Origin of the sequence: Thiohalospira halophila DSM 15071, assembly GCF_900112605.1 — a bacterium.
In the GTDB taxonomy this organism is placed as follows: Bacteria; Pseudomonadota; Gammaproteobacteria; order Thiohalospirales; family Thiohalospiraceae; genus Thiohalospira; species Thiohalospira halophila.
Genome location: NZ_FOMJ01000010.1, coordinates 40,032 through 62,040, shown reverse-complemented (window position 1 = coordinate 62,040; position 22,009 = coordinate 40,032). Strand labels below are relative to the sequence as shown.

Genomic DNA, 22,009 nt, shown 5'->3' with positions numbered 1-22,009 from the left:
ATGCCGAAACGTACCGACATTCAGAGCATCCTGGTCATCGGCGCCGGCCCCATCATCATCGGCCAGGCGTGCGAGTTCGACTACTCCGGCGCCCAGGCGTGCAAGGCGCTGCGGGAGGAGGGCTACCGGGTCATCCTGGTGAACTCCAACCCGGCCACCATCATGACCGACCCGGACATGGCCGACGCCACCTACATCGAGCCGGTGGAGTGGCGCACCGTCGCCCGGATCATCGAGAAGGAACGGCCCGACGCCGTGCTGCCCACCATGGGTGGCCAGACGGCGCTCAACTGCGCCCTGGACCTCAACCACCAGGGGGTCCTGAGCCAGTACGGCGTGGAACTCATCGGCGCCTCGGTGGACGCCATCGACATGGCCGAGGACCGCGACCAGTTCCGGCAGGCCATGCGCCGTATCGGCCTGGAGGTCCCGGAGTCCGATGTCGCCTACTCCATGGAGGAGGCGCTGGAGGTCCAGGCGCGCATCGGCTTCCCGGCCATCATTCGGCCCTCCTTCACCCTGGGCGGTTCCGGCGGCGGGATCGCCTACAACAAGGAGGAGTTCGTCGAGATCTGCGAGAACGGCCTGGAGCTCTCGCCGACCAACGAACTGCTCATCGAGGAGTCGGTCCTCGGCTGGAAGGAGTACGAGATGGAGGTGGTCCGCGACCATGCGGACAACTGCATCATCGTCTGCTCCATCGAGAACCTCGACCCCATGGGGGTGCACACCGGCGACTCCATCACCGTGGCCCCGGCGCAGACGCTCACCGACAAGGAATACCAGGTGATGCGCGACGCCTCCCTGGCGGTGCTGCGGGAGATCGGCGTGGATACCGGCGGCTCCAACGTCCAGTTCGCCGTGGACCCGAAGACCGGCCGGATGATCGTCATCGAGATGAATCCCCGGGTGTCGCGCTCCTCGGCGCTGGCCTCCAAGGCCACCGGGTTCCCCATCGCCAAGATCGCGGCGAAGCTCGCGGTGGGCTACACCCTGGACGAGCTGGGCAACGACATCACCGGCCGGCTCACCCCGGCCTCCTTCGAGCCGGCGCTGGATTACGTCGTTACCAAGATCCCGCGCTTCGCCTTCGAGAAGTTCCCCCAGGCCGACGACCGCCTGAACACCCAGATGCGCGCGGTGGGGGAGGCCATGGCCATCGGCCGGACCTTCCCCGAGTCGCTGCAGAAGGCGCTGCGCAGCCTGGAGACGGGTGCCGACGGCCTCACCGAGCGGGTGGATATCGACGAGGCCGACGCCCTGGAGCGGATCCGGCACGAGTGCCGCTTCCCCGGCAGCAACCGGCTCTGGTACCTCGCCGACGGCTTCCGGGCCGGGATGACCCGCGAGGAGGCCCAGGAGGCCACCGGCATCGACCCCTGGTTCCTGGAGCAGATCCAGGCCCTGGTGCAGCTGGAGGAAGAGGTCCGCGAGCAGGGCTTCGATGCCCTGGACGAGCCGCGTCTGCGCCGCCTGAAGCGGCTGGGCTTCGCCGACAGCCGCCTGGCGACGCTCACCGGCGTGCGCGAGTCGGCGGTGCGCAAGTGCCGCCAGGACCTGGGGCTGCGACCGGTCTACAAGCGGGTGGATACCTGCGCGGCGGAGTTCGCCTCCACCACCGCCTACATGTACTCCACCTACGAGCGCGCCTGTGAGGCCGCGCCCACGGACAAGCCCAAGATCATGGTCCTGGGCGGCGGCCCCAACCGTATCGGCCAGGGGATCGAGTTCGACTACTGCTGCGTCCACGCCAGCCTGGCGCTGCGCGAGGACGAGTACGAGACCATCATGGTCAACTGCAACCCGGAGACCGTCTCCACGGACTACGACACCTCCGACCGGCTCTACTTCGAGCCGCTGACCCTGGAGGATGTCCTGGAGCTGGTCCACCTGGAGCAGCCCGAGGGGATCATCATCCAGTACGGCGGCCAGACGCCGCTGAAGCTGGCCCGGGATCTGGAGGCCGCGGGTGCCCCCATCATCGGCACCGCGCCGGACTCCATCGACCTGGCCGAGGATCGCCAGCGCTTCCAGCAGCTGCTGGACGACCTGGACCTGCGCCAGCCGCCCAACCGGACCGCGCGGACCGAGAAGGAGGCGGAGAAGCTCGCCGACGAGATCGGCTACCCGCTGGTGGTCCGCCCCTCCTATGTCCTGGGCGGGCGCGGCATGGAGATCGTCTACAATAAGGCAGAGCTGCAGCGCTACATGGACGCGGCGGTCCAGGTCTCCAACGAGGCGCCGGTGCTGCTGGATCGATTCCTGGACGACGCCACCGAGGTGGACGTCGACGCCGTCTGCGACGGCGAGGAGGTGGTCATCGGCGGGCTCATGGAGCATATCGAGCAGGCCGGGGTCCACTCCGGCGACTCCGCCTGCTCGCTGCCGCCGTACCATCTGAGCGCCGAACTCCAGGAAGAACTGCGCCGGGAGACGCGCAAGCTCGCCCAGGGGCTCTCCGTGGTCGGGCTCATGAACGTCCAGTTCGCGGTCCAGGGGGACAACGTCTTCATCCTGGAGGTGAATCCGCGCGCCTCGCGGACCATCCCCTTCGTGGCCAAGGCCACCGGCCGCCCGCTGGCGAGTATCGCCGCGCGCTGCATGGCCGGCCGCAGTCTGGCCGACCAGGGGATCCACGGCGAGGTCGTGCCCCAGTACTACGCGGTGAAGGAAGCGGTCTTCCCCTTCATCAAGTTCCGCAACGTGGACCCCCTGCTGGGCCCGGAGATGAAGTCCACCGGCGAGGTCATGGGTGTGGGCCGTACCTTCGGCGAGGCCTTCGCCAAGGCGCAGCTCGGCGCCGGCGTCATCCTTCCCCGGGAGGGGCGGGTCTTCGTCAGCGTCCGCGACGCCGACAAGGGCGGTATCGCGTCGGTGGTGGAGCGCCTGGTGGCCAGCGGCTTCGAGGTGGTGGCTACCGGCGGGACCGCCGAGGTCCTGCGCGCGGCCGGCCTGGAGTGTGAGGTGGTGAACAAGGTGACCGAGGGGCGGCCGCACATCGTCGACATGATCAAGAACGACGAGATCGCCCTCATCATCAATACCACCGATGGCAAGCAGGCCATCGCCGACTCCTACGAGATCCGGCGCGAGGCCTTGATGCACAAGGTGACCTATACCACCACCCTGGCCGGGGCGGAGGCGACGGCCATCGCCATCCACCAGAACGACCCCTTCGACGTGAACAGCATGCAGCGACTGCACAGGGAGCTGACCCAATGAGCGAACAGAAGATGCCGCTGACGGTGCGGGGCGCGGAAAAGCTGCGCGAGGAGCTGCATCGCCTCAAGACCGAGGACCGCCCCAAGGTCATCGATGCCATTTCCGAGGCGCGCGAGCACGGCGATCTCAAGGAGAACGCCGAGTACCATGCCGCGCGCGAGCAGCAGGGCTTCATCGAGGGGCGGATCCAGGAGCTGGAATCCAAGCTCGCCGATGCCCAGATCATCGACCCGACCACCGTGAAGGCGGATGGCAAGGTGGTCTTCGGGGCCACGGTGGACCTGGTGGACGAGGCCACCGGCGAGGAGTTTACCTACCAGATCGTCGGTGACGAGGAGGCCGATATCAAATCGGGCCTCATCTCCGTCACCTCCCCGGTGGCCCGGGGCCTCATCGGCAAGGAGGAGGGCGACATTGCCCGCGTGGAGACCCCCGGCGGTCTGAAGGAATACGAGATCGCCGAGGTCCGCTACGAGTGAGGCTACCGGGGCAGGGCGATCTTCGGCTCGCCCTCGGCCGGGGCGCGGTAGAGGATGACCACCCGGCCGAGGACCTGGACCGTCTCCGCCGCCGTGAGCCGCGCCAGCTCCTTGGACATCGCCGAGCGGGCGTCGCGGTCACCGGCGGCGATGCGCACCTTGATCAGTTCATGGTCGGTGAGGGCGCGATCCGCCTCGGCGGCCACGGCCTCGGAGAGGCCGGCCTGGCCGAGGGTGACCACCGGCTTGAGATGATGGGCCTGGCGGCGCAGGAACTGGCGCTGGCGCGGATTCAGGGGCATGGGTGATGGGGCTCCGAAGGCAAAAAGATAGTGTAACCCGCGGCTCCGGCGGCATGACAGTGGCGCCCAGCCCCTTCAATGCCGTCAAGCGCGACCTCGGTCTCATCCTCATCCTGCTTCCCCTGGCCTGGCTCGTCATCCATCGGGTGGTTACCGGCGCCGAAGCGCAGGCCGGCTGGCTGGCCGCCTTCTCGCTGCTCGCCGCCCTGTGGGTCCTGGGGCGCGCCTGGTGGGTCCGGCGCCGCGAACGCGAGGGGGGCTGATGGCACGGGGAGGCTCGAGCCGCCGCTGGCTGGACGAACACGAGCGCGATCCCTGGGTGCAGCGGGCACGTAGCGAAGGCTACCGCGGCCGCGCCGCCTACAAGCTCACTGAACTGGATGAGCGGGAGCAGCTACTGGCCCCCGGCATGACCGTGGTCGACCTGGGCGCCGCCCCCGGCGCCTGGTCCCAGTACGCCGCTCGGCAGGTGGGCGACTCCGGGCTGGTGGTCGCCCTGGATATCCTGCCCATGGACCCCATCCCCGGGGTACGGATCCTGGAAGGCGACTTCACCGAGGAGGCGACCCTGCAAGCGCTCTTGGAGGTCGTCGGCGATCGGCCGGTAGACCTTGTCCTTTCCGATATGGCCCCCAATATGAGCGGAGTGAAGGCCGTGGATCAGCCGCGCAGCATGGAGCTGGTGGAGCTGGCCGAGGACCTGGCGGGGCGCGTCCTGCGCCCGGGGGGCAGCCTGGTGACCAAGGCCTTCCAGGGGGAGGGGTTCGACCCCTTCATGGCCCGACTCAAGGCCGGCTATCAGCGAGTGAAGACCCGCAAACCGGAGGCCTCCCGGGCCCGATCCCCCGAAGTCTACGTGTTGGCCCGCGACTTCCGGGTGGTGTAACGTACTCGAGTTGGAACAACGGTGCTCGGCGCGGGCCGCCGGGCACGAGAGTCAAGAGGCAGTCCATTGAACGACATCGTCAAGAACGTGATCCTCTGGGTGGTTATCGCCGTCATTCTGATGTCGGTGTTCAATAACTTCGGTCCCCAGCAGGCGCCTACCCAGCAGATCGAGTATTCCCGGTTCCTGGACCAGGTGAATACGGGCCAGGTGGACCAGGTCACCATTGATGGGGATACCATCCGCGGGCAGCTCGGTAACGGTTCGGAGTTCGTCACCTACAACCCCGGTGACCCCGGCCTTATCGGGGATCTGCTCCAGAACGACGTGGCCATCGAATCCAAGCCGCCGGAGCAGCAGTCCCTGCTGATGCAGATCTTCATCAGCTGGTTCCCCATGCTGCTGCTCATCGGTGTCTGGCTCTACTTCATGCGCCAGATGCAGGGCGGCGGCGGTGCCGGCGGCAAGGGCGCCATGTCCTTCGGCAAGTCCAAGGCGCGGATGCTCGGCGAGGACCAGGTCAACGTCACCTTCGGCGACGTCGCCGGCTGCGACGAGGCCAAGGAGGAGGTCGTGGAGCTGGTGGACTTCCTCAAGGATCCCGCCAAGTTCCAGAAGCTCGGCGGCAAGATCCCCAAGGGCGTGCTCATGGTCGGCTCGCCGGGGACCGGCAAGACCCTGCTGGCCCGGGCCATCGCCGGTGAGGCCAAGGTGCCCTTCTTCTCGATCTCCGGCTCCGACTTCGTGGAGATGTTCGTGGGCGTGGGCGCCTCCCGGGTGCGGGACATGTTCGAGCAGGCCAAGAAGCACGCCCCCTGCATCATCTTCATCGACGAGATCGACGCCGTGGGCCGCCAGCGCGGCGCCGGCATGGGTGGTGGTCACGACGAGCGCGAGCAGACCCTGAACCAGCTCCTGGTGGAGATGGACGGCTTCGAGGGCAACGAGGGCATCATCGTCATGGCCGCTACCAACCGGCCGGACGTCCTCGACCCGGCGCTGCTGCGCCCGGGCCGCTTCGACCGCCAGGTGGTGGTGCCGCTTCCCGATGTGCGGGGCCGCGAACAGATCCTGCGGGTCCACATGCGCCATACTCCGCTGGCCGATGACGTGGATCCGGCCATCGTTGCCCGCGGCTGTCCCGGCTTCTCCGGTGCCGACCTGGCCAACCTGGTGAACGAGGCGGCGCTCTTCGCCGCTCGGGCCAACAAGCGGCTGGTCCACATGGAGGACTTCGAGCGGGCCAAGGACAAGATCATGATGGGGGCGGAGCGCCGTTCCATGGTCATGTCCGAGGACGAGAAGCGGCTCACCGCCTATCACGAGTCCGGCCACGCCATCGTGGGCCGGCTGGTGCCGGATCACGATCCGATCCACAAGGTGAGCATCATACCGCGCGGCCGGGCGCTGGGCGTGACCCTCTTCCTGCCGGAGGAGGATCGCTACAGCCATACCAAGCAGCGGCTGGAGAGCCAGATCTGCTCGCTCTTTGGCGGCCGGATCGCGGAGGAGGTCATCTTCGGGGCCGAGAAGGTCACCACCGGCGCCTCCAACGATATCCAGAAGGTCACCGAGATCGCCCGGAACATGGTCACCAAGTGGGGTCTGTCCGAGCGGCTGGGGCCGCTGAGCTACGGCGAGGAGGAGGGCGAGGTCTTCATGGGACAGCCCATGTCCCAGTCCAAGGGCTTCTCCGACGATACCGCCCAGGCCATCGACGAGGAGGTGCGCCGGATCGTCGAGGAGAACTACGAGCGGGCCACGCAGATCCTCCGGGACAACGAGGACAAGCTCCACACGATGGCCGACGCCCTGATGAAGTACGAGACCATCGACTCCGGGCAGATCGACGACATCATGAACGGCAATCCGCCCCGGCCGCCGGCCGACTGGCGCGACAACGAGCCGCCGGCCTCCGGTGCCGGCGAGTCGTCCGCCGACGAAGAGGGTGAGTCCTCCGGCGAGGACCGTCCGGACAATCCGCCCCTGGGCGGGCCCGCGGGCCAGCACTGAGGGCGGCGCGACCCCATGAGTGAGCACGAATCCCCCGTGCCGGGCGTCCCCCTGGATCGCCCGGGAGTCATGGGGATCCTCAACGTTACCCCGGACTCCTTCTCCGACGGTGGTCGCCACACCGACGTGGAAGCGGCGCTGGCGAGCGCCGAGACCATGCTCGAGGCCGGGGCCACCATTATCGACGTCGGCGGCGAATCCACCCGCCCCGGCGCCGACCCGGTGGCCGAGGAGGAGGAGCTGCAGCGTGTCGTACCCGTCGTGGAGGCGCTGGTCCAGCGCCTCGGGTGCCCCGTCTCGGTGGACACCAGCAAGCCGGCGGTGATGCGCGAGGTCGTCCGCGCCGGCGCCGCCCTGATCAACGATGTCCGCTCTCTGCGTCAGGAGGATGCCCTGGCCACCGCCGCCGAACTGGAGGTGGCGGTCTGCGTGATGCACATGCAGGGCGAGCCCACCAACATGCAGGACGAGCCCTTTTACCAGGACGTGGTTACGGACGTCATGGAATTCCTGGAGGAGCGGGTCTATGCCTGCGAACGCGCCGGCATCCCACGTGAGCGAATCCTGATCGATCCGGGCTTCGGCTTTGCCAAGGATCTCGGGCACAATCTTACCCTGCTCAAACACCTGGACCGCTTCCAGTCGCTGGGGCTGCCCATGCTGGTGGGGGTTTCCAGGAAATCGATGATCGGTCAGATCCTCGGGCGCAAGGTGGAGGAGCGTCTGCCGGGCAGCCTTGCCCTGGCGGCGCTGGCGGTCTGGCAGAACGCCACCCTCATCCGGGCCCACGATGTCGCGGCCACGGTGGATGCCGTGCGGATGATCGAGGCGGTCCGCAACGCCTGAGGCGCCTGACCCGGACGGGAGGAGTTCGCCTTGGGCGACAGGAAGTATTTCGGCACCGACGGGATCCGCGGCCGCGTGGGCCATCCCCCCATCACCCCCGACTTCGTGCTCCGCCTGGGCTGGGCGGCGGGTCGTGTGCTGGGGGGCGAACACGGCGGCCGGGTGGTCATCGGCAAGGACACGCGAATCTCGGGCTACATGTTCGAGTCGGCCCTGGAGGCCGGCCTGTCCGCCGCCGGGCTGGATACCCACCTGCTCGGACCCATCCCGACCCCGGCCATCGCCTACCTCACGCGGACCCTGCGCGCCCGTGCCGGGATCGTCATCAGCGCCTCCCACAATCCCTTCGATGACAACGGCATCAAGTTCTTCTCCGCCGAGGGGGTGAAGCTGCCCGACGCCACCGAGGAGGCCATCGAGGAGCTCCTGGAGGAGCCCCTGACCACCCGGAACTCCGCCAGCCTGGGCAAGGCCTACCGCGTGCCCGATGCCGCCGGCCGCTATATCGAGTTCTGCAAGGGGACGGTGCCCAACGGCCTCACCCTGGAAGGGCTGCACATCGTCGTGGATTGTGCCCACGGCGCGACCTACCAGGTGGCCCCGGCGGTCTTCTCCGAGCTGGGCGCCCGCGTCACCGCCATCGGGGTGGACCCGGACGGCCTGAACATCAACGAGGGGGTCGGCTCCACGCGGCCGGAGGCCCTTCAGGATGCCGTGCGGCGCGAACGGGCCGACCTCGGTGTTGCCTTCGATGGCGATGGTGACCGCGTGATCATGGTGGATGCCGGCGGCGAGGTCGTGGACGGCGACGAACTCCTCTACATCATCGCCGCCCATCGCCACGGTAACGGTGGCTTTCCCGGCGGGGTGGCCGGAACCCTCATGTCCAACCTCGGCCTGGAGCTGGCCCTGCAGGGCCTGGGCATCCCCTTCCGCCGGGCCAAGGTCGGCGATCGCTATGTCAGCGAGCTGCTGGCCGCCGAGGACTGGCTGCTGGGGGGCGAGACCTCCGGCCACATCATCTGCCGAGACCGGAACACCAGCGGTGACGGCATCATCGCCGCACTCCAGGTCCTCACCGCCCTGGTTGAGCGGGGTGAGACGCTGGAGTCGTTCCGCCAGGGCATGACCAAGCTCCCCCAGACCCTGGTCAACGTCCGTGTGGAACGAATGATCGATGTGCACGCCTCCCCCGCCATCACCGAGGCGGTGGAGTCCGCGGAGGCCGACCTCGCCGACTGTGGTCGCGTCCTCCTGCGGCCTTCCGGTACCGAGCCGGTGGTCCGGGTCATGGTCGAGGGCGAGGACGAGCAGCAGGTGCGCGAGCTGGCGGAGCGTCTGGCCCACGTCGTCCGGGAGGAGGCCGCCGGCGGGGTCGAAAATTGATCTTCGAACCGTGCGGCGGTAAGCTTGCGCCGTTTTTGCAGATGGCGAGGAGGTCTCGATGCGACAGCCGCTGGTTGCCGGCAACTGGAAGATGAATGGGGACCGCGCCACTAACGAGGCGCTTCTCAACGGCATCAAGGCCGGTATCGGGGATGTGGAGCAGTCCGAGGTGGCTGTTTGCGCCCCCTTCGTCTACCTCGCCGATGTCCAGCGTCAGCTGGAGGCTTCGCCCATCCGCTGGGGCTCCCAGGATGTCAGCGCCGAGCCCAAGGGCGCCTTCACCGGCGAGGTCTCCGTGACCATGCTGAAGGACTTCGGCTGCCACTACGCCATCGTGGGCCACTCCGAGCGCCGCTCTCTCCACGGCGAGGACAATGACACCGTGGCGCGCAAGTTCGCCGCGGCGCGCGAGGGCGGCATCCGCCCCATCCTCTGCGTGGGCGAGACCCTGGCCGAGCGCGAGGCGGACACCACCGAGCAGGTGGTGGGTGCCCAGCTCGACGCCGTCATGGACGCGGTGGGCCCCGCCGCGCTGGCCGACGGCGTCATCGCCTACGAGCCGGTCTGGGCCATCGGCACCGGCCATACCGCCACTCCCGAGCAGGCCCAGGCCATGCACGCCTTCATCCGTCAGCGGGTGGCCGACCGGGATGCGGCCACGGCCGACGCCCTGCGGATCCTCTACGGCGGCTCCATGAAGGGCGCGAATGCGGCCGAACTCATGGCCCAGTCCGATATCGACGGCGGCCTCATCGGCGGCGCCTCCCTGGATGCCGACGAGTTCCTTACCATCTGCCGCGCGGCGGGCTAACCGGAGCGAGCATGCTCTATACCATCCTCATTACCGTCCACGTCCTTGCCACCGGCGGGCTCATCGCCCTGGTCCTGATGCAGACCGGCAAGGGCGCGGAGGCGGGAGCTGCCTTCGGCAGCGGGGCCTCGGCGACGGTCTTCGGGGCCCAGGGTTCCGCCTCCTTCCTCACCCGCGGGACGGCGGCCCTGGCCACGATCTTCTTCATTACCAGCCTGAGTCTCGCCTATCTCTCCACCCAGGAGGTGTCGCGCAAGAGCGTCACCGACGAGGTGGATCCGGTACAGCAGGTACCGGCCGGCGAGCAGGAACGTCCACGCCCGGACGAAGGCGCCTCCGACGTCCCCACGCCCACGGAGTAGCGCGGGCGCACACCGGTGGGGGAGATTCCCCTTCCGGTTCGTGTAAAAGTCTGTTTTATAAGAAAAAATTCGATTCCGTCAGGGTTGACAGTTTGTGCGCGCCGCCACTAGACTGCATCGCCATCTTGACGGTTTCGTGAAACGCGCCGGGGCGACCACCCCGACTGTCCGGCAGACCACGAGGGCGCAGCCATGCTGGAGAATTACCTGCCCATCCTCATCTTCCTCGCCATCGGCGTGGTGATGGCGGGGATCATGATCGGCCTCGGCATGGTGCTTGCGCCGCGCCGGCCGGACAGCGAGAAGCTCTCTCCCTACGAGTGCGGCTTCGAGGCCTTCGAAGACTCGCGCATGAAGTTCGACGTGCGCTACTACCTCGTCGCCATCCTCTTTATCATCTTCGACCTGGAGATCGCCTTCCTCTTCCCCTGGGCCGTGGTCCTTGAGGAGATCGGCTGGTTCGGCTTCACGGCGATGATGGTCTTCCTGGGGATCCTGGTGGTCGGCTTCGCCTACGAGTGGAAGAAGGGGGCCCTGGAATGGGAATAGAAGGCGTTCTTGAGAAGGGGGTTGTCACCACCTCGGTGGACAAGCTCGTCAACTGGGCCCGGACCGGTTCCCTTTGGCCCATGACCTTTGGGCTGGCCTGCTGCGCGGTGGAGATGATGCATGCCGGCGCGGCGCGCTACGACATGGACCGCTTCGGCATGCTCTTCCGCCCCAGTCCGCGCCAGTCGGACGTGATGATCGTGGCCGGGACCCTGGTGAACAAGATGGCCCCGGCGCTGCGCAAGGTCTACGACCAGATGCCGGAGCCGCGCTGGGTCATCTCCATGGGGTCCTGCGCCAACGGGGGCGGTTACTACCACTACTCCTACTCGGTGACCCGCGGCTGCGACCGCATCGTGCCGGTGGATATCTACGTGCCCGGCTGCCCGCCGACGGCGGAGGCGCTGCTCTACGGCGTCATGCAGCTGCGCAACAAGATCAAGCGCACCAATACCATCGCGCGCTAGGGCGGGGGCGACCATGAACAGCGAGATTCAGCGACTGGAGGGCCAGCTGCGGCACCACTTCCCCGGCGACGGGGTCGAGGTGGCGCTGGAGCGGGATGAGGTTACGCTGACCCTGCCGCGCACCGAGCTCTTCGAGGGGCTGCGCCGACTCCGGGACGAGGGCGTCTTCGCCTTCGAACAGCTCATCGACCTCTGCGGCGTGGACTATTCCACCTACGGCACCGGCGATAGCGCCGACGAGCAGGAGGGCCGCTGGCAGGGCCCCCGTTTTGCGGTCGTCTACCACCTGCTCTCGCTCTCCCACAATCGGCGACTGCGCGTCCGGACCTTCCTGGACGACGAGATGCCGCTGGTGGATTCGGTAGTCTCCATCTGGTCGGCGGCCAACTGGTTCGAGCGCGAGGCCTTCGACCTCTACGGGATCATCTTCGACGGTCACCCCGACCTGCGCCGGATCCTCACCGATTACGGCTTCGTGGGCCATCCCTTCCGCAAGGACTTCCCGCTTATCGGCACTGTCGAGATGCGCTACGACGAGGACCTCGGTCGCGTGGTCTACGAGCCGGTCTCCATCGAGCCGCGGGTGACGGTGCCGCGTACCATCCGCGACGACCACCGCTACGCCGGCCGTACCGACGAGGAGGGGGCCAGCTGATGCCCGAAATCCGCAATTACACCCTCAATTTCGGTCCCCAGCATCCGGCTGCGCACGGGGTGCTGCGGCTGGTGCTGGAGATGGACGGCGAGACCGTGGACCGGGCGGATCCGCATATCGGGCTGCTCCATCGCGCCACCGAGAAGCTCGCCGAGTCCAAGCCCTTCAACCACTCGGTCCCCTACATGGACCGGCTGGACTACGTCTCGATGATGGCCAACGAGCACGCCTACGTCATGGCCATCGAGAAGCTCACCGGGATCACGCCGCCCCTGCGCGCGCAGTACATCCGGGTGATGTTCGACGAGATCACCCGGATCCTGAACCACCTCATGTGGCTCGGCGCCCACGGCCTGGACATCGGCGCCATGAGTGTCTTCCTCTACTGCTTCCGCGAGCGCGAGGACCTCATGGACACCTACGAGGCGGTCTCCGGTGCCCGGATGCACGCCGCCTACTACCGGCCCGGCGGCGTCTATCGGGACCTGCCCGACCGGATGCCCAAGTACGAGGCCTCCAAGTGGCACAACGATGCCGAGGTCGCGGCCCTCAACGAGACCCGTGAGGGCTCGCTTCTGGACTTCATCGAGGCCTTCACCGAGCGCTTCGACGGGCGCGTGGACGACTACGAGACCCTGCTAACCGAGAACCGGATCTGGAAGCAGCGGACCGTCGACATCGGTATCGTCTCGCCGGAGCGCGCCAAGCAGCTCGGCTTCACCGGCCCGATGCTGCGCGGCTCCGGGATCAACTGGGACCTGCGCAAGCAGCAGCCCTACGAGGTCTACGACCAGCTCGATTTCGACATCCCCGTGGGCACCAACGGCGACAGCTACGATCGCTACCTGGTCCGCGTGGAGGAGATGCGCCAGTCCAACCGCATCATCAAGCAGTGCGTGGAGTGGCTCCGGAACAACCCCGGCCCGGTGATGCTGGATGACCACAAGGTCACGCCGCCGCGCCGGGAGGAGATGAAGGGCGACATGGAGGCCCTCATCCACCACTTCAAGCTCTTCACCGAGGGCTACGCCGTTCCCGAGGGGGAGGCCTATGCCGCGGTGGAACACCCCAAGGGGGAATTCGGGATCTATCTGGTCTCGGATGGCGCCAACAAGCCCTACCGGCTAAAGATCCGTGCTCCCGGCTTTGTCCACCTCTCCGCCCTGGACGAGATGGCGCGCGGTCACATGCTGGCGGACGTGGTGACGCTCATCGGGACCCAGGACATCGTCTTCGGGGAGGTGGACCGGTGAGCGCCGAGAGCAAGCTGGACCTCATCACGCAGGCCTCGCGGGAGGCCATGGACCACTGGATCGCCAAGTATCCGGCGGACTGGAAGCAGGGCGCCCTCATGGCGTGCCTGGAGATCGCCCAGGAGCAGAACGGCGGCTGGTTGAGCGAGGAGCTGGTGGAGGCCGTGGCCGAGTACCTCGGCCTGGAGCCCATCAAGGCCTTCGAGGTCGCCACCTTCTATACCATGTACGACCTGCAGCCGGTCGGGCGGCACAAGATCAGCCTGTGCACCAACATCTCCTGCATGCTCTGTGGCTCCGGCGGGATCGCCGAGCACTTCAAGAGCCGCCTGGGGATCGACTTCGGCGAGACCACCGCCGATGGCCGTTTCACCCTCAAGGAGGTGGAGTGCCTGGGCGCGTGCAGCGGGGCGCCCATGTGCCTCATCGACCATGACTACTACGAGAACCTCACCCCCGACAGGGTGGATTCGATCCTCGACAGCCTCGACTGAGGGCGCGCCGGCGGCGCCGGCCCGGCGAGTGGAGTGAGAGATGGCCAACGAAGTCTGTTACCGGACCCTGGGCGAGGAGAATCCCGGGAGCCTGGAGACCTACCGCAAGCTCGGTGGTTACGAGGTCCTCAAGAAGGTCCTCACCGAGAAGATGTCGCCCGACGACATCATCGCCGAGCTCAAGGCCTCCGCCCTGCGTGGGCGGGGTGGCGCCGGGTTCCCCACGGGCCTGAAGTGGAGCTTCATGCCCCGTAATGCCCCGGGCCAGAAGTACATCGTCTGCAACTCCGACGAGGGCGAACCCGGGACCTTCAAGGACCGGGACATCATGCGCTACAACCCGCATCAGCTCCTGGAGGGGATGGCCATCGCCGGCTACACCCTCGGGGCGAATACGGGCTGGAACTACATGCGCGGGGAGTTCTACGAGCCCTACGAGTGCATGGAGCGCGCCATCGCCGAGGCCGTGGAGGCCGGTTTCCTGGGAGAGAACCTCTTCGGTAGCGGCTTCGACTTCATGGTTCACAACCATCGCGGGTACGGCGCCTATATCTGCGGCGAGGAGACGGCGCTGCTGGAGTCCATCGAGGGCAAGAAGGGGCAGCCGCGCTTCAAGCCGCCGTTCCCGGCGAGCTACGGTGTCTTCGGCCGGCCAACGACCATCAACAATACCGAGTCGCTGGCCTCCATCCCCATGATCCTGAAGAACGGCGGGGAGTGGTTCCACAATCTGGGGAAGCCCAACAACGGCGGGACCAAGATCTTCTCGGTCTCCGGCCACGTGAAGCGGCCCGGGAACTACGAGGTCCCCATGGGGACCCCCTTCGCCGAGCTGCTGGAGATGGCCGGGGGCATCCGGGACGGCCACCAGCTCAAGGCCGTGATCCCCGGCGGGACCTCGACACCGGTGGTCCCCGCCGACGTTATCATGGACTGCGACATGGACTACGACTCGCTGGGCAAGGCGGGGACCATGCTCGGGGCCGGCTCGGTTATCGTCATGGACGACTCCACCTGCATGGTGCGGGCGCTGGAGCGGATCTCCTACTTCTATTACGAGGAGTCCTGCGGTCAGTGCACGCCCTGCCGCGAGGGCACCGGCTGGCTCTATCGCGTGGTCAGCCGGATCGAGAACGGGAAGGGGAAGCAGGAGGACCTGGACCTGCTCTCCGACGTCTCCGGCCGCATCGCCGGCCACACCATCTGCGGTCTGGGTGACGCAGCCGCCATGCCGGTAATGAGCTTCGTCGACCACTTCCGGGACGAGTTCCAGTACCACGTGGACCACAAACAGTGCATGGTGGCCGCCTCCTGACGGCCAGCCAACGGGACGAGACCATGGTGAACATCGAGATCAACGGTACGCCCATCGAGGCCCGCGACGGCCAGATGCTCATCGAGGCGGCCGACGAGGCGGGGATCAACATCCCGCGCTTCTGCTACCACAAGAAGCTCTCCGTGGCGGCCAACTGCCGGATGTGCCTGGTGGAGGTCGAGAAGGCGGCGAAGCCGCTGCCGGCCTGCGCCACGCCGGTCACGGACGGCATGAAGGTCCACACGCAGTCCACCAAGGCGCTGTCGGCGCAGAAGGGGGTGATGGAGTTCCTGCTCATCAATCACCCCCTGGATTGCCCGATCTGCGACCAGGGCGGCGAGTGCGACCTCCAGGAAATGGCCATGGGCTACGGCAAGGGGGTCTCGCGCTTCACCGAGGGCAAGCGCGTGGTCGAGGACCAGGACATCGGTCCCCTCATCGCCACCGACATGACCCGGTGCATCCACTGCACCCGCTGTGTCCGCTTCGGCCAGGAGATCGCCGGTATCCGCGAGCTCGGCGCCACCGGCCGCGGCGAGCACATGGAGATCGGCACCTACATCGAAAAGAGCGTCGATTCCGAACTCTCCGGCAACGTCATCGACCTCTGCCCGGTGGGGGCGCTCACCTCCAAGCCCTTCCGCTTCAATGCGCGGCCGTGGGAGCTGGCGGATCACCCGACCATCGCGCCGCATGACGGCGTGGGCGCCAATATCATCGTGGAGACGCTGCGTCACGAGGTGATGCGCGTCCTGCCGCGGGAGAACGAGGCGGTGAACGAGACCTGGATCGCCGACCGCGAACGGTTCAGCTACGCGGGGCTCCAGCACGAGGACCGCATCACGCAGCCGCTGGTCCGCAACGCGGAGGGCGAGCTGGAGCCGGTGGACTGGAATACCGCCCTCGAGGCGGTGGCCAGCAAGCTCGGCGGCACCCTCAAGGAACACGGGGGCGAGGCCCTTACCACGCTGGTTTCGCCCTCGGCGACCCTGGAAGAGGCCTTCCTCGCCCAGAAGCTCACCCGGGGCCTGGGCAGCGGCAGCGTCGACCATCGCCTGCGGCAGCAGGACTTCTCGGATGATGCGGGGGCACCGCTCTATCCCGGCCTGGGTCGGCCCATTGCCGAGATGGAACGGCTGGATTCCGCGCTGCTGGTCGGTGCCCACCCGCGCAAGGAGCAGCCACTGCTGGGCCACCGCCTGCGCAAGGCGGCCCTGGAGGGCGCCCGCATCGCGAGCGTGGATACCCTGGTTCGTGACCACAACTTCGCCCTGATGGCGGAACTGGTCGACGACGCGCGCCAGATGGCAGCGCACCTCGCCGGCGTCGCCGCCGCGCTCATGGAACAGACCGGCGCCGGTGCCCCCGAGGGCTTCGCGGAGCTCGTTGCGGGCCGTACGACCAGTCCGGAGGAGAAGGCCATCGCCGAGGCCCTGGCTACCGGCGAGCGGCGGCAGGTCCTGCTCGGTCCCACCGCCCTGAATGCACCGGATGGCGGTCGCATCCGGGCGCTGGCCGGCCTGGTGGCCCGTCTGGCCGATGCCCGCCTGGGCTATCTGCCCACCGGCGGGAATAACGCCGGTGCCTGGCTGGCCGGTGCCGTGCCCCATCGGGGCCCGGCCGGGGCGAGTGGTCGCAAGGGGCGGAACGTCGCCGAGGCCACCGCCGAGCCGGGCAAGGCCTGGCTGCTGGTGGACGTGGAGCCGGCGCGGGACCTGGCCGACCCGGCTGCCGCCCGGACCGCCCTGGAGGGCGCCGATGCGGTGGTGGCCGTCGGGCCCTTCGCCGACGAACTGCTCCGCGCGCGGGCGGACATCCTGCTCCCCGGCTCCGCCTATCCGGAGACCGACGGTACCCTCGTCAATGTCGAGGGCCGCTGGCAGGACTTCACCGCGGCGGTGAGCGGGCCGGGCGAGGCGCGGCCGACCTGGAAGATCCTCCGGGTCCTGGGGAACATCCTCAACGTGTCCGGCTTCGACTACACCACCGCGCAGTCCATCCGTGACGAGGTCGCGGGCCTGGTTGGCGACCGCACCCCCGAGCCGCTGCCGAGCTGGCAGGCGCCAATGAACTTGTCACCGGCCGGGGATGGTCTCTGGCGCCTGGGGACCGTCCCGCTCTACGCGGTGGACTCCCTCGTGCGCCGGGCCGAGCCGCTGCAGCACACGGCTGATGCCCGCTTCGACGGGGTCGTTCTCCATCCCGCCGAGGCCCAGCGCCACGGCGTGGCCGAAGGGGAGAAGGTGCGTGTGACTCAGGGCACCGGTGCGGTAACCGTGGAAGTGGTCGTGGACTCGGCGGTGCCGGAGGGCTGCCTGTGGCTGCCCTCCGGTATCCGCGGGACCGAGGGCCTCGGCGCCGCCTTCGGGCCGGCGGACCTGGCGAAGAACTAGAACGCAGGAGTGGGAACCGGATGCTAGAGCTCTTCGACGCCCTCGGGCTTAGTCCTGCCGTACAGACGGTACTGTGGACCGTGATCAAGATCACGGTGCTCCTGGTCCCGCTGATGGTGGCCGTTGCCTACCTGACCTTCGCCGAGCGCAAGGTCATCGGTGCCATGCAGGTACGCACCGGCCCGCTCCATGTGGGTTATCACGGCCTCCTGCAGCCCATCGCCGATGCGCTGAAGCTCATCTTCAAGGAGATCGTGCTCCCGGCCGGGGCCAATCGGTTCCTGTTCATCCTGAGCCCGATCCTCGCCATGGCGCCTGCCCTCGCCGCCTGGGCGGTGGTCCCCTTCGGCCCGGGGCTCATGGTCACGGATATCAACGCCGGGATCCTCTATGTCCTGGCGATCACCTCCATGGGTGTGTACGGCATCATCATCGCCGGCTGGGCCTCGAACTCGAAGTACGCCTTCCTGGGCTCCATGCGGTCGGCCGCGCAGGTGGTCTCCTACGAGATCGCCATGGGCTTCGCCCTGGTGGGCGTGATCATGGCCGGAGGCACCCTGAACATCCCGGACATGGTCCGGGCCCAGGAGGGGAGCCTGCTGCACTGGTTCTGGCTGCCGCTGCTGCCTCTGTTCGTGGTCTATTTCATTGCCGGTCTGGCCGAGACCAATCGCGCCCCCTTCGACCTGGCCGAGGGCGAGTCGGAGATCGTCGCCGGTTTCCACGTCGAATACTCCGGGATGAGCTTCGGGGTCTTCTTCCTCGCCGAGTATGCGAACATGATCCTCGTCTCGGCGCTGACCGCTCTCTTCTTCCTGGGCGGCTGGCTCTCCCCGTTCCAGGGGGTCCCGGTCCTGGAAGGCGCTACCGAGTGGGTGCCGGGGATCGTCTGGATGGTCCTCAAGACCGCGCTTTTCCTCTTCATCTTCCTCTGGGCACGGGCGACCTTCCCGCGGTATCGCTACGACCAGCTCATGCGGCTGGGCTGGAAGGTCCTCATCCCCGTGACCATCGTCTGGCTGGTGGTCCTCGGCCTGTTCATCATGGCCGGGCTCGGGCCCTGGTTCGACGGCGTCTAGCCTCGGAGGCGACCCATGAATGCGCTGAACCGTTTCTTCAAGAGCCTCTTCCTCGTGGAACTCCTCCAGGGGATGCGGATGACCAGTCGGCACATGTTCCGGCAGAAGAAGGTCACCGTCATCTACCCCGAGGAGAAGACGCCGCAGTCCAACCGCTTCCGGGGATTGCACGCCCTGCGCCGCTATCCCAACGGCGAGGAGCGCTGCATCGCCTGCAAGCTGTGCGAGGCGGTCTGCCCGGCGCTGGCCATCACCATCGATTCCGAGGAGCGGGATGACGGTACTCGCCGTACGACCCGTTACGACATCGATCTGTCGAAGTGCATCTTCTGCGGTTTCTGCGAGGAGTCGTGCCCGGTGGATTCCATCGTCGAGACCCGGATTTTCGAGTACCATGCCGAGACTCGCGACCAGCTGTTGAAGACCAAGCAGGAGCTGCTCGCCATCGGCGACAAGTACGAGCAGCAGATCGCCGCCGACCGGGCGCAGGATGCCCCCTACCGGTAACCGTTTCACGCAGTTCGGGAAGACGAATCCATGGCCTTCGAACAGGCGATTTTCTACTTCTTTGCGGCGGTGATGCTGCTCTCGGCAGCGGCCGTCATTACCGTGCGCAATCCGGTCCACTCGGCGCTGTTCCTGGTGCTGACCTTCTTCGCCGCGGCCGGCCTCTGGCTGCTGCTGGAGGCGGAGTTCCTCGCCATCACCCTGGTCCTGGTCTACGTCGGCGCGGTGATGGTCCTCTTCCTCTTCGTGGTGATGATGCTGGACATCAACCTGGCGCCGCTGCGGGAGGGCTTCATCCGCTACCTCCCGGTGGGGGCGCTGGTGGCCATCATGGTCATGGTGATGATGGGGCTGGTGGTCGGGCCGGAGACCTTCGGACTGGACCGCATCGCCGCCCCCGAGCGTGCGCCGGCGGACTACAGCAATACCGCGGAACTCGGGCGGGTCCTCTACACGGTCTACGTCTACCCCTTCGAGATCGCGGCGGTCATCCTGCTGGTGGCCATCGTGGCAGCCATCAGCCTGGCGCTGCGGCACCGGCCGCAGAGCAAGCACCAGAATCCGGATGCCCAGATCGCGGTCCACAAGGCCGACCGGCTGCGCATCCATCGTAACGGCCATTCCGCCGACTGAATCGCCACGACCGGCGTACCCGGAATTACCAGAAACCGCCGCCCGGAGTCGGGCGGCCGAAACGGGGTAGGGAAATGTTAGCGCTGTCCGACTACCTGATCCTGGGGGCGATCCTCTTCGGCCTTTCCATGGCCGGGATCGTCCTCAACCGGAAGAACGTCCTGATCCTGCTCATGTCCATCGAACTCATGCTGCTCGCCGTGAACATGAACTTCGTCGCCTTCTCCCACTTCCTGGGGGATCTGGCGGGGCAGGTCTTCGTCTTCTTCATCCTTACCGTGGCGGCGGCGGAGGCGGCCATTGGCCTGGCCATCCTGGTGGTGCTGTTCCGGAACCGGAACACCATCAACGTTGCCGACCTGGATTCAATGAAGGGATAGCGCCGTGGCGGAATCGATGCAGAACGTCTATCTCGCGATCGTACTGGCCCCGCTGGTCGGTGCCATCATCGCCGGCCTCTTCGGCCGGTTCATCACCCGGTCCGTGGCCCACTGGGTCACGATCCTGGGAGTGGCGGTATCCACCGTGCTCTCGTTCTGGGTCTTCAAGCACCACGTAATGGACGGGGCGCCGGCCTACAACGAGGCGGTCTACACCTGGCTGGTGAGTGACGGGGTCCGGTTCGAGGTCGGCTTCCTGGTGGACAACCTCACGGCGATGATGATGGCGGTGGTCACCTTCGTGTCGCTGATGGTGCACGTGTACACCATCGGCTACATGCACGATGACCCGGGCTACAAGCGCTTCTTCAGCTACATCTCCCTGTTCACCTTCTCCATGCTCATGCTGGTGATGGCGAACAACTTCTTCCAGCTCTTCTTCGGCTGGGAGGCCGTGGGGCTCGTCTCCTACCTCCTCATCGGTTTCTGGTACACCCGGCCCACCGCCATCCACGCCAACCTCAAGGCCTTCCTGGTCAACCGCGTGGGCGACTTCGGCTTCCTGCTGGGGATCGCGGCGGTGCTGATGTATTTCAATAGCGTGGACTATGCCGATGTCTTCGCCGCGGCGCCCTCCATGGCGGGGCTGACCATCGAGGTCATCCCGGGCGTGGAATGGCAGGTGATGACGCTCATCGCCCTCCTGCTGTTCGTCGGGGCGATGGGTAAGTCGGCCCAGGTTCCGCTGCACGTCTGGCTGCCGGACTCCATGGAGGGCCCGACCCCCATCTCCGCGCTCATCCACGCGGCGACCATGGTGACTGCGGGCATCTTCATGGTGGCGCGGATGTCGCCCATCTACGAGCTGTCCGAGGTGGCGCTCGCGGTCGTGCTCATCATCGGCGCCATTACCGCTTTCTTTATGGGGCTGCTGGGCCTCGTACAACACGACATCAAGCGGGTGGTGGCCTACTCCACGCTGTCGCAGCTGGGCTACATGACGGCGGCCCTGGGGGCCTCCGCCTACGCCGCCGGCGTCTTCCACCTGATGACCCACGCCTTCTTCAAGGCGCTGCTCTTCCTGGCCGCGGGCTCGGTGATCATTGCCATGCACCACGAGCAGGACATGCGGCGCATGGGTGGGCTCAAACGCTACATGCCCATCACCTGGGCGACCATGCTCGTCGGCTCGCTGGCGCTTATCGGCTTCCCCGGCTTCGCCGGCTTCTTCTCCAAGGATGCGATTATCGAGGCGGTGCACTACTCGTCGATCCCGGGCGCCGGCCTGGCCTACTGGGCCCTGCTGGCCGGGGTCTTCATCACGGCGCTGTACACCTTCCGGATGTTCTTCCTGGTCTTCCATGGCCAGGAGCGCATGGACCATCACACCAGGGAGCACCTCCACGAATGCCCCTCGGTGGTCACCGTGCCGCTCATCGCACTGGCGGTGCCGTCTGTGGTTATCGGCGGGATCTACGTCGGGCCGATGCTCTTCGGTGACTTCTTTGCCGACGCCATCCACGTCCTGCCGGGCCACGACACCCTGGCCGAGCTGGGCCACCACTACCACGGGGTCTGGAGCTTCGTGGTCCACGGCCTTCAGGGGCCGGCGGTCTGGCTGGCACTGCTCGGGGTGGCCTCGGCCTGGTATCTCTACATGCAGCGGCCGGATCTGCCGGCGCGCATCGCCGAGCGCCTGCGCCCGCTCCACGCCGTCCTGGAGCACAAGTACGGCTTCGACGAGTTCAACCAGGCCGCCTTTGGCGGTGGGGCGCGCGGGCTCGGCCGGCTGCTGTGGAAGGTCGGTGACGTCCGCCTCATCGACGGCCTCCTGGTCAACGGTGTGGCGCGCTCGGTGGGCTGGATGGCCGGCCGTTTCCGGCACGTGCAGTCGGGATTCCTCTATCACTACGCCTTCGCGATGATGCTCGGCCTCCTGGGGCTGTTCATCCTCTTCGTGCTGTAGGCGGGAAGAAC

General features: G+C 67.1%; 22 protein-coding genes. 21 read left to right on the top strand and 1 reads right to left on the bottom strand.

Translation table 11 applies throughout. The features are described 5' to 3' along the window. Both carB and greA read left to right on the top strand, forming a co-directional pair. Positions 1–3,222 (top strand): carbamoyl-phosphate synthase large subunit, encoded by a 3,222-nt coding sequence (gene carB, locus BM272_RS12215; protein ID WP_093429076.1) that lies wholly within the window; start codon positions 1–3, stop codon positions 3,220–3,222. Further along, entirely contained in the window at positions 3,219–3,701 is a 483-nt protein-coding gene (gene greA, locus BM272_RS12210) for a transcription elongation factor GreA (RefSeq protein ID WP_093429075.1), read from the top strand. The genes carB and greA overlap by 4 nt, the downstream gene beginning before the upstream one ends. A 2-nt stretch (positions 3,702–3,703) precedes the next feature. On the opposite strand, the gene yhbY is transcribed toward greA, so the two are convergent. Next, entirely contained in the window at positions 3,704–4,003 is a 300-nt protein-coding gene (gene yhbY, locus BM272_RS12205; protein ID WP_093429074.1) for a ribosome assembly RNA-binding protein YhbY, read from the bottom strand. A 53-nt stretch (positions 4,004–4,056) separates the two neighbouring features. On the opposite strand from yhbY, the gene BM272_RS12200 reads away from it, so the two are divergent. From BM272_RS12200 to nuoL, 19 genes are all read left to right on the top strand, one after another. Further along, complete coding sequence (locus BM272_RS12200) at positions 4,057–4,266, top strand: hypothetical protein (protein WP_143613270.1); 210 nt, start codon at positions 4,057–4,059, stop codon at positions 4,264–4,266. Continuing rightward, entirely contained in the window at positions 4,266–4,889 is a 624-nt protein-coding gene (rlmE, locus tag BM272_RS12195; protein WP_093429072.1) for a 23S rRNA (uridine(2552)-2'-O)-methyltransferase RlmE, read from the top strand. Before BM272_RS12200 ends, rlmE begins: the two co-directional genes overlap by 1 nt. Positions 4,890–4,955: 66 nt before the next feature. Further along, a complete protein-coding gene (ftsH, locus tag BM272_RS12190; protein WP_093429071.1) occupies positions 4,956–6,902 on the top strand; it encodes an ATP-dependent zinc metalloprotease FtsH in 1,947 nt (648 codons plus the stop codon). 15 nt (positions 6,903–6,917) lie between these two features. Then, positions 6,918–7,748: a dihydropteroate synthase gene (folP, locus tag BM272_RS12185; protein ID WP_162493635.1), complete on the top strand. Its 831-nt coding sequence runs from the start codon at positions 6,918–6,920 to the stop codon at positions 7,746–7,748. A gap of 30 nt (positions 7,749–7,778) precedes the next feature. Then, the gene (glmM, locus tag BM272_RS12180; RefSeq protein ID WP_093429069.1) at positions 7,779–9,134 is read left to right on the top strand and encodes a phosphoglucosamine mutase; all 1,356 of its coding nucleotides are present in this window, start codon (positions 7,779–7,781) and stop codon (positions 9,132–9,134) included. A gap of 58 nt (positions 9,135–9,192) precedes the next feature. After that, positions 9,193–9,945, top strand: coding sequence for a triose-phosphate isomerase (gene tpiA, locus BM272_RS12175; protein WP_093429068.1), 753 nt, complete (start codon positions 9,193–9,195; stop codon positions 9,943–9,945). A gap of 11 nt (positions 9,946–9,956) precedes the next feature. After that, positions 9,957–10,307: a preprotein translocase subunit SecG gene (secG, locus tag BM272_RS12170; RefSeq protein WP_093429067.1), complete on the top strand. Its 351-nt coding sequence runs from the start codon at positions 9,957–9,959 to the stop codon at positions 10,305–10,307. A 192-nt stretch (positions 10,308–10,499) separates the two neighbouring features. Then, entirely contained in the window at positions 10,500–10,856 is a 357-nt protein-coding gene (locus tag BM272_RS12165; RefSeq protein ID WP_093429066.1) for an NADH-quinone oxidoreductase subunit A, read from the top strand. Then, on the top strand, positions 10,847–11,323 hold the full coding sequence (locus tag BM272_RS12160; protein WP_093429065.1) for a NuoB/complex I 20 kDa subunit family protein: 477 nt from the start codon (positions 10,847–10,849) through the stop codon (positions 11,321–11,323). Before BM272_RS12165 ends, BM272_RS12160 begins: the two co-directional genes overlap by 10 nt. A gap of 13 nt (positions 11,324–11,336) precedes the next feature. Continuing rightward, complete coding sequence (locus BM272_RS12155; protein ID WP_093429064.1) at positions 11,337–11,978, top strand: NADH-quinone oxidoreductase subunit C; 642 nt, start codon at positions 11,337–11,339, stop codon at positions 11,976–11,978. Continuing rightward, positions 11,978–13,231, top strand: coding sequence for an NADH-quinone oxidoreductase subunit D (locus BM272_RS12150; protein WP_093429063.1), 1,254 nt, complete (start codon positions 11,978–11,980; stop codon positions 13,229–13,231). The genes BM272_RS12155 and BM272_RS12150 overlap by 1 nt, the downstream gene beginning before the upstream one ends. Next, positions 13,228–13,725 (top strand): NADH-quinone oxidoreductase subunit NuoE, encoded by a 498-nt coding sequence (gene nuoE, locus BM272_RS12145; RefSeq protein ID WP_240308130.1) that lies wholly within the window; start codon positions 13,228–13,230, stop codon positions 13,723–13,725. Before BM272_RS12150 ends, nuoE begins: the two co-directional genes overlap by 4 nt. A gap of 40 nt (positions 13,726–13,765) precedes the next feature. Beyond that, on the top strand, positions 13,766–15,040 hold the full coding sequence (nuoF, locus tag BM272_RS12140) for an NADH-quinone oxidoreductase subunit NuoF (protein ID WP_093429062.1): 1,275 nt from the start codon (positions 13,766–13,768) through the stop codon (positions 15,038–15,040). Between the two features lie 23 nt (positions 15,041–15,063). Continuing rightward, entirely contained in the window at positions 15,064–17,433 is a 2,370-nt protein-coding gene (gene nuoG, locus BM272_RS12135; protein WP_093429118.1) for an NADH-quinone oxidoreductase subunit NuoG, read from the top strand. Between the two features lie 20 nt (positions 17,434–17,453). Further along, complete coding sequence (nuoH, locus tag BM272_RS12130) at positions 17,454–18,512, top strand: NADH-quinone oxidoreductase subunit NuoH (RefSeq protein ID WP_093429061.1); 1,059 nt, start codon at positions 17,454–17,456, stop codon at positions 18,510–18,512. Between the two features lie 15 nt (positions 18,513–18,527). Beyond that, positions 18,528–19,019, top strand: a complete 492-nt coding sequence (gene nuoI / locus BM272_RS12125; protein WP_093429060.1) for an NADH-quinone oxidoreductase subunit NuoI — start codon at positions 18,528–18,530, stop codon at positions 19,017–19,019. 30 nt (positions 19,020–19,049) lie between these two features. After that, complete coding sequence (locus tag BM272_RS12120; RefSeq protein WP_093429059.1) at positions 19,050–19,652, top strand: NADH-quinone oxidoreductase subunit J; 603 nt, start codon at positions 19,050–19,052, stop codon at positions 19,650–19,652. A 74-nt stretch (positions 19,653–19,726) separates the two neighbouring features. Beyond that, entirely contained in the window at positions 19,727–20,032 is a 306-nt protein-coding gene (gene nuoK / locus BM272_RS12115; RefSeq protein ID WP_093429058.1) for an NADH-quinone oxidoreductase subunit NuoK, read from the top strand. 16 nt (positions 20,033–20,048) lie between these two features. Beyond that, on the top strand, positions 20,049–21,998 hold the full coding sequence (gene nuoL, locus BM272_RS12110; protein WP_093429057.1) for an NADH-quinone oxidoreductase subunit L: 1,950 nt from the start codon (positions 20,049–20,051) through the stop codon (positions 21,996–21,998). Positions 21,999–22,009: the final 11 nt, after the last annotated feature.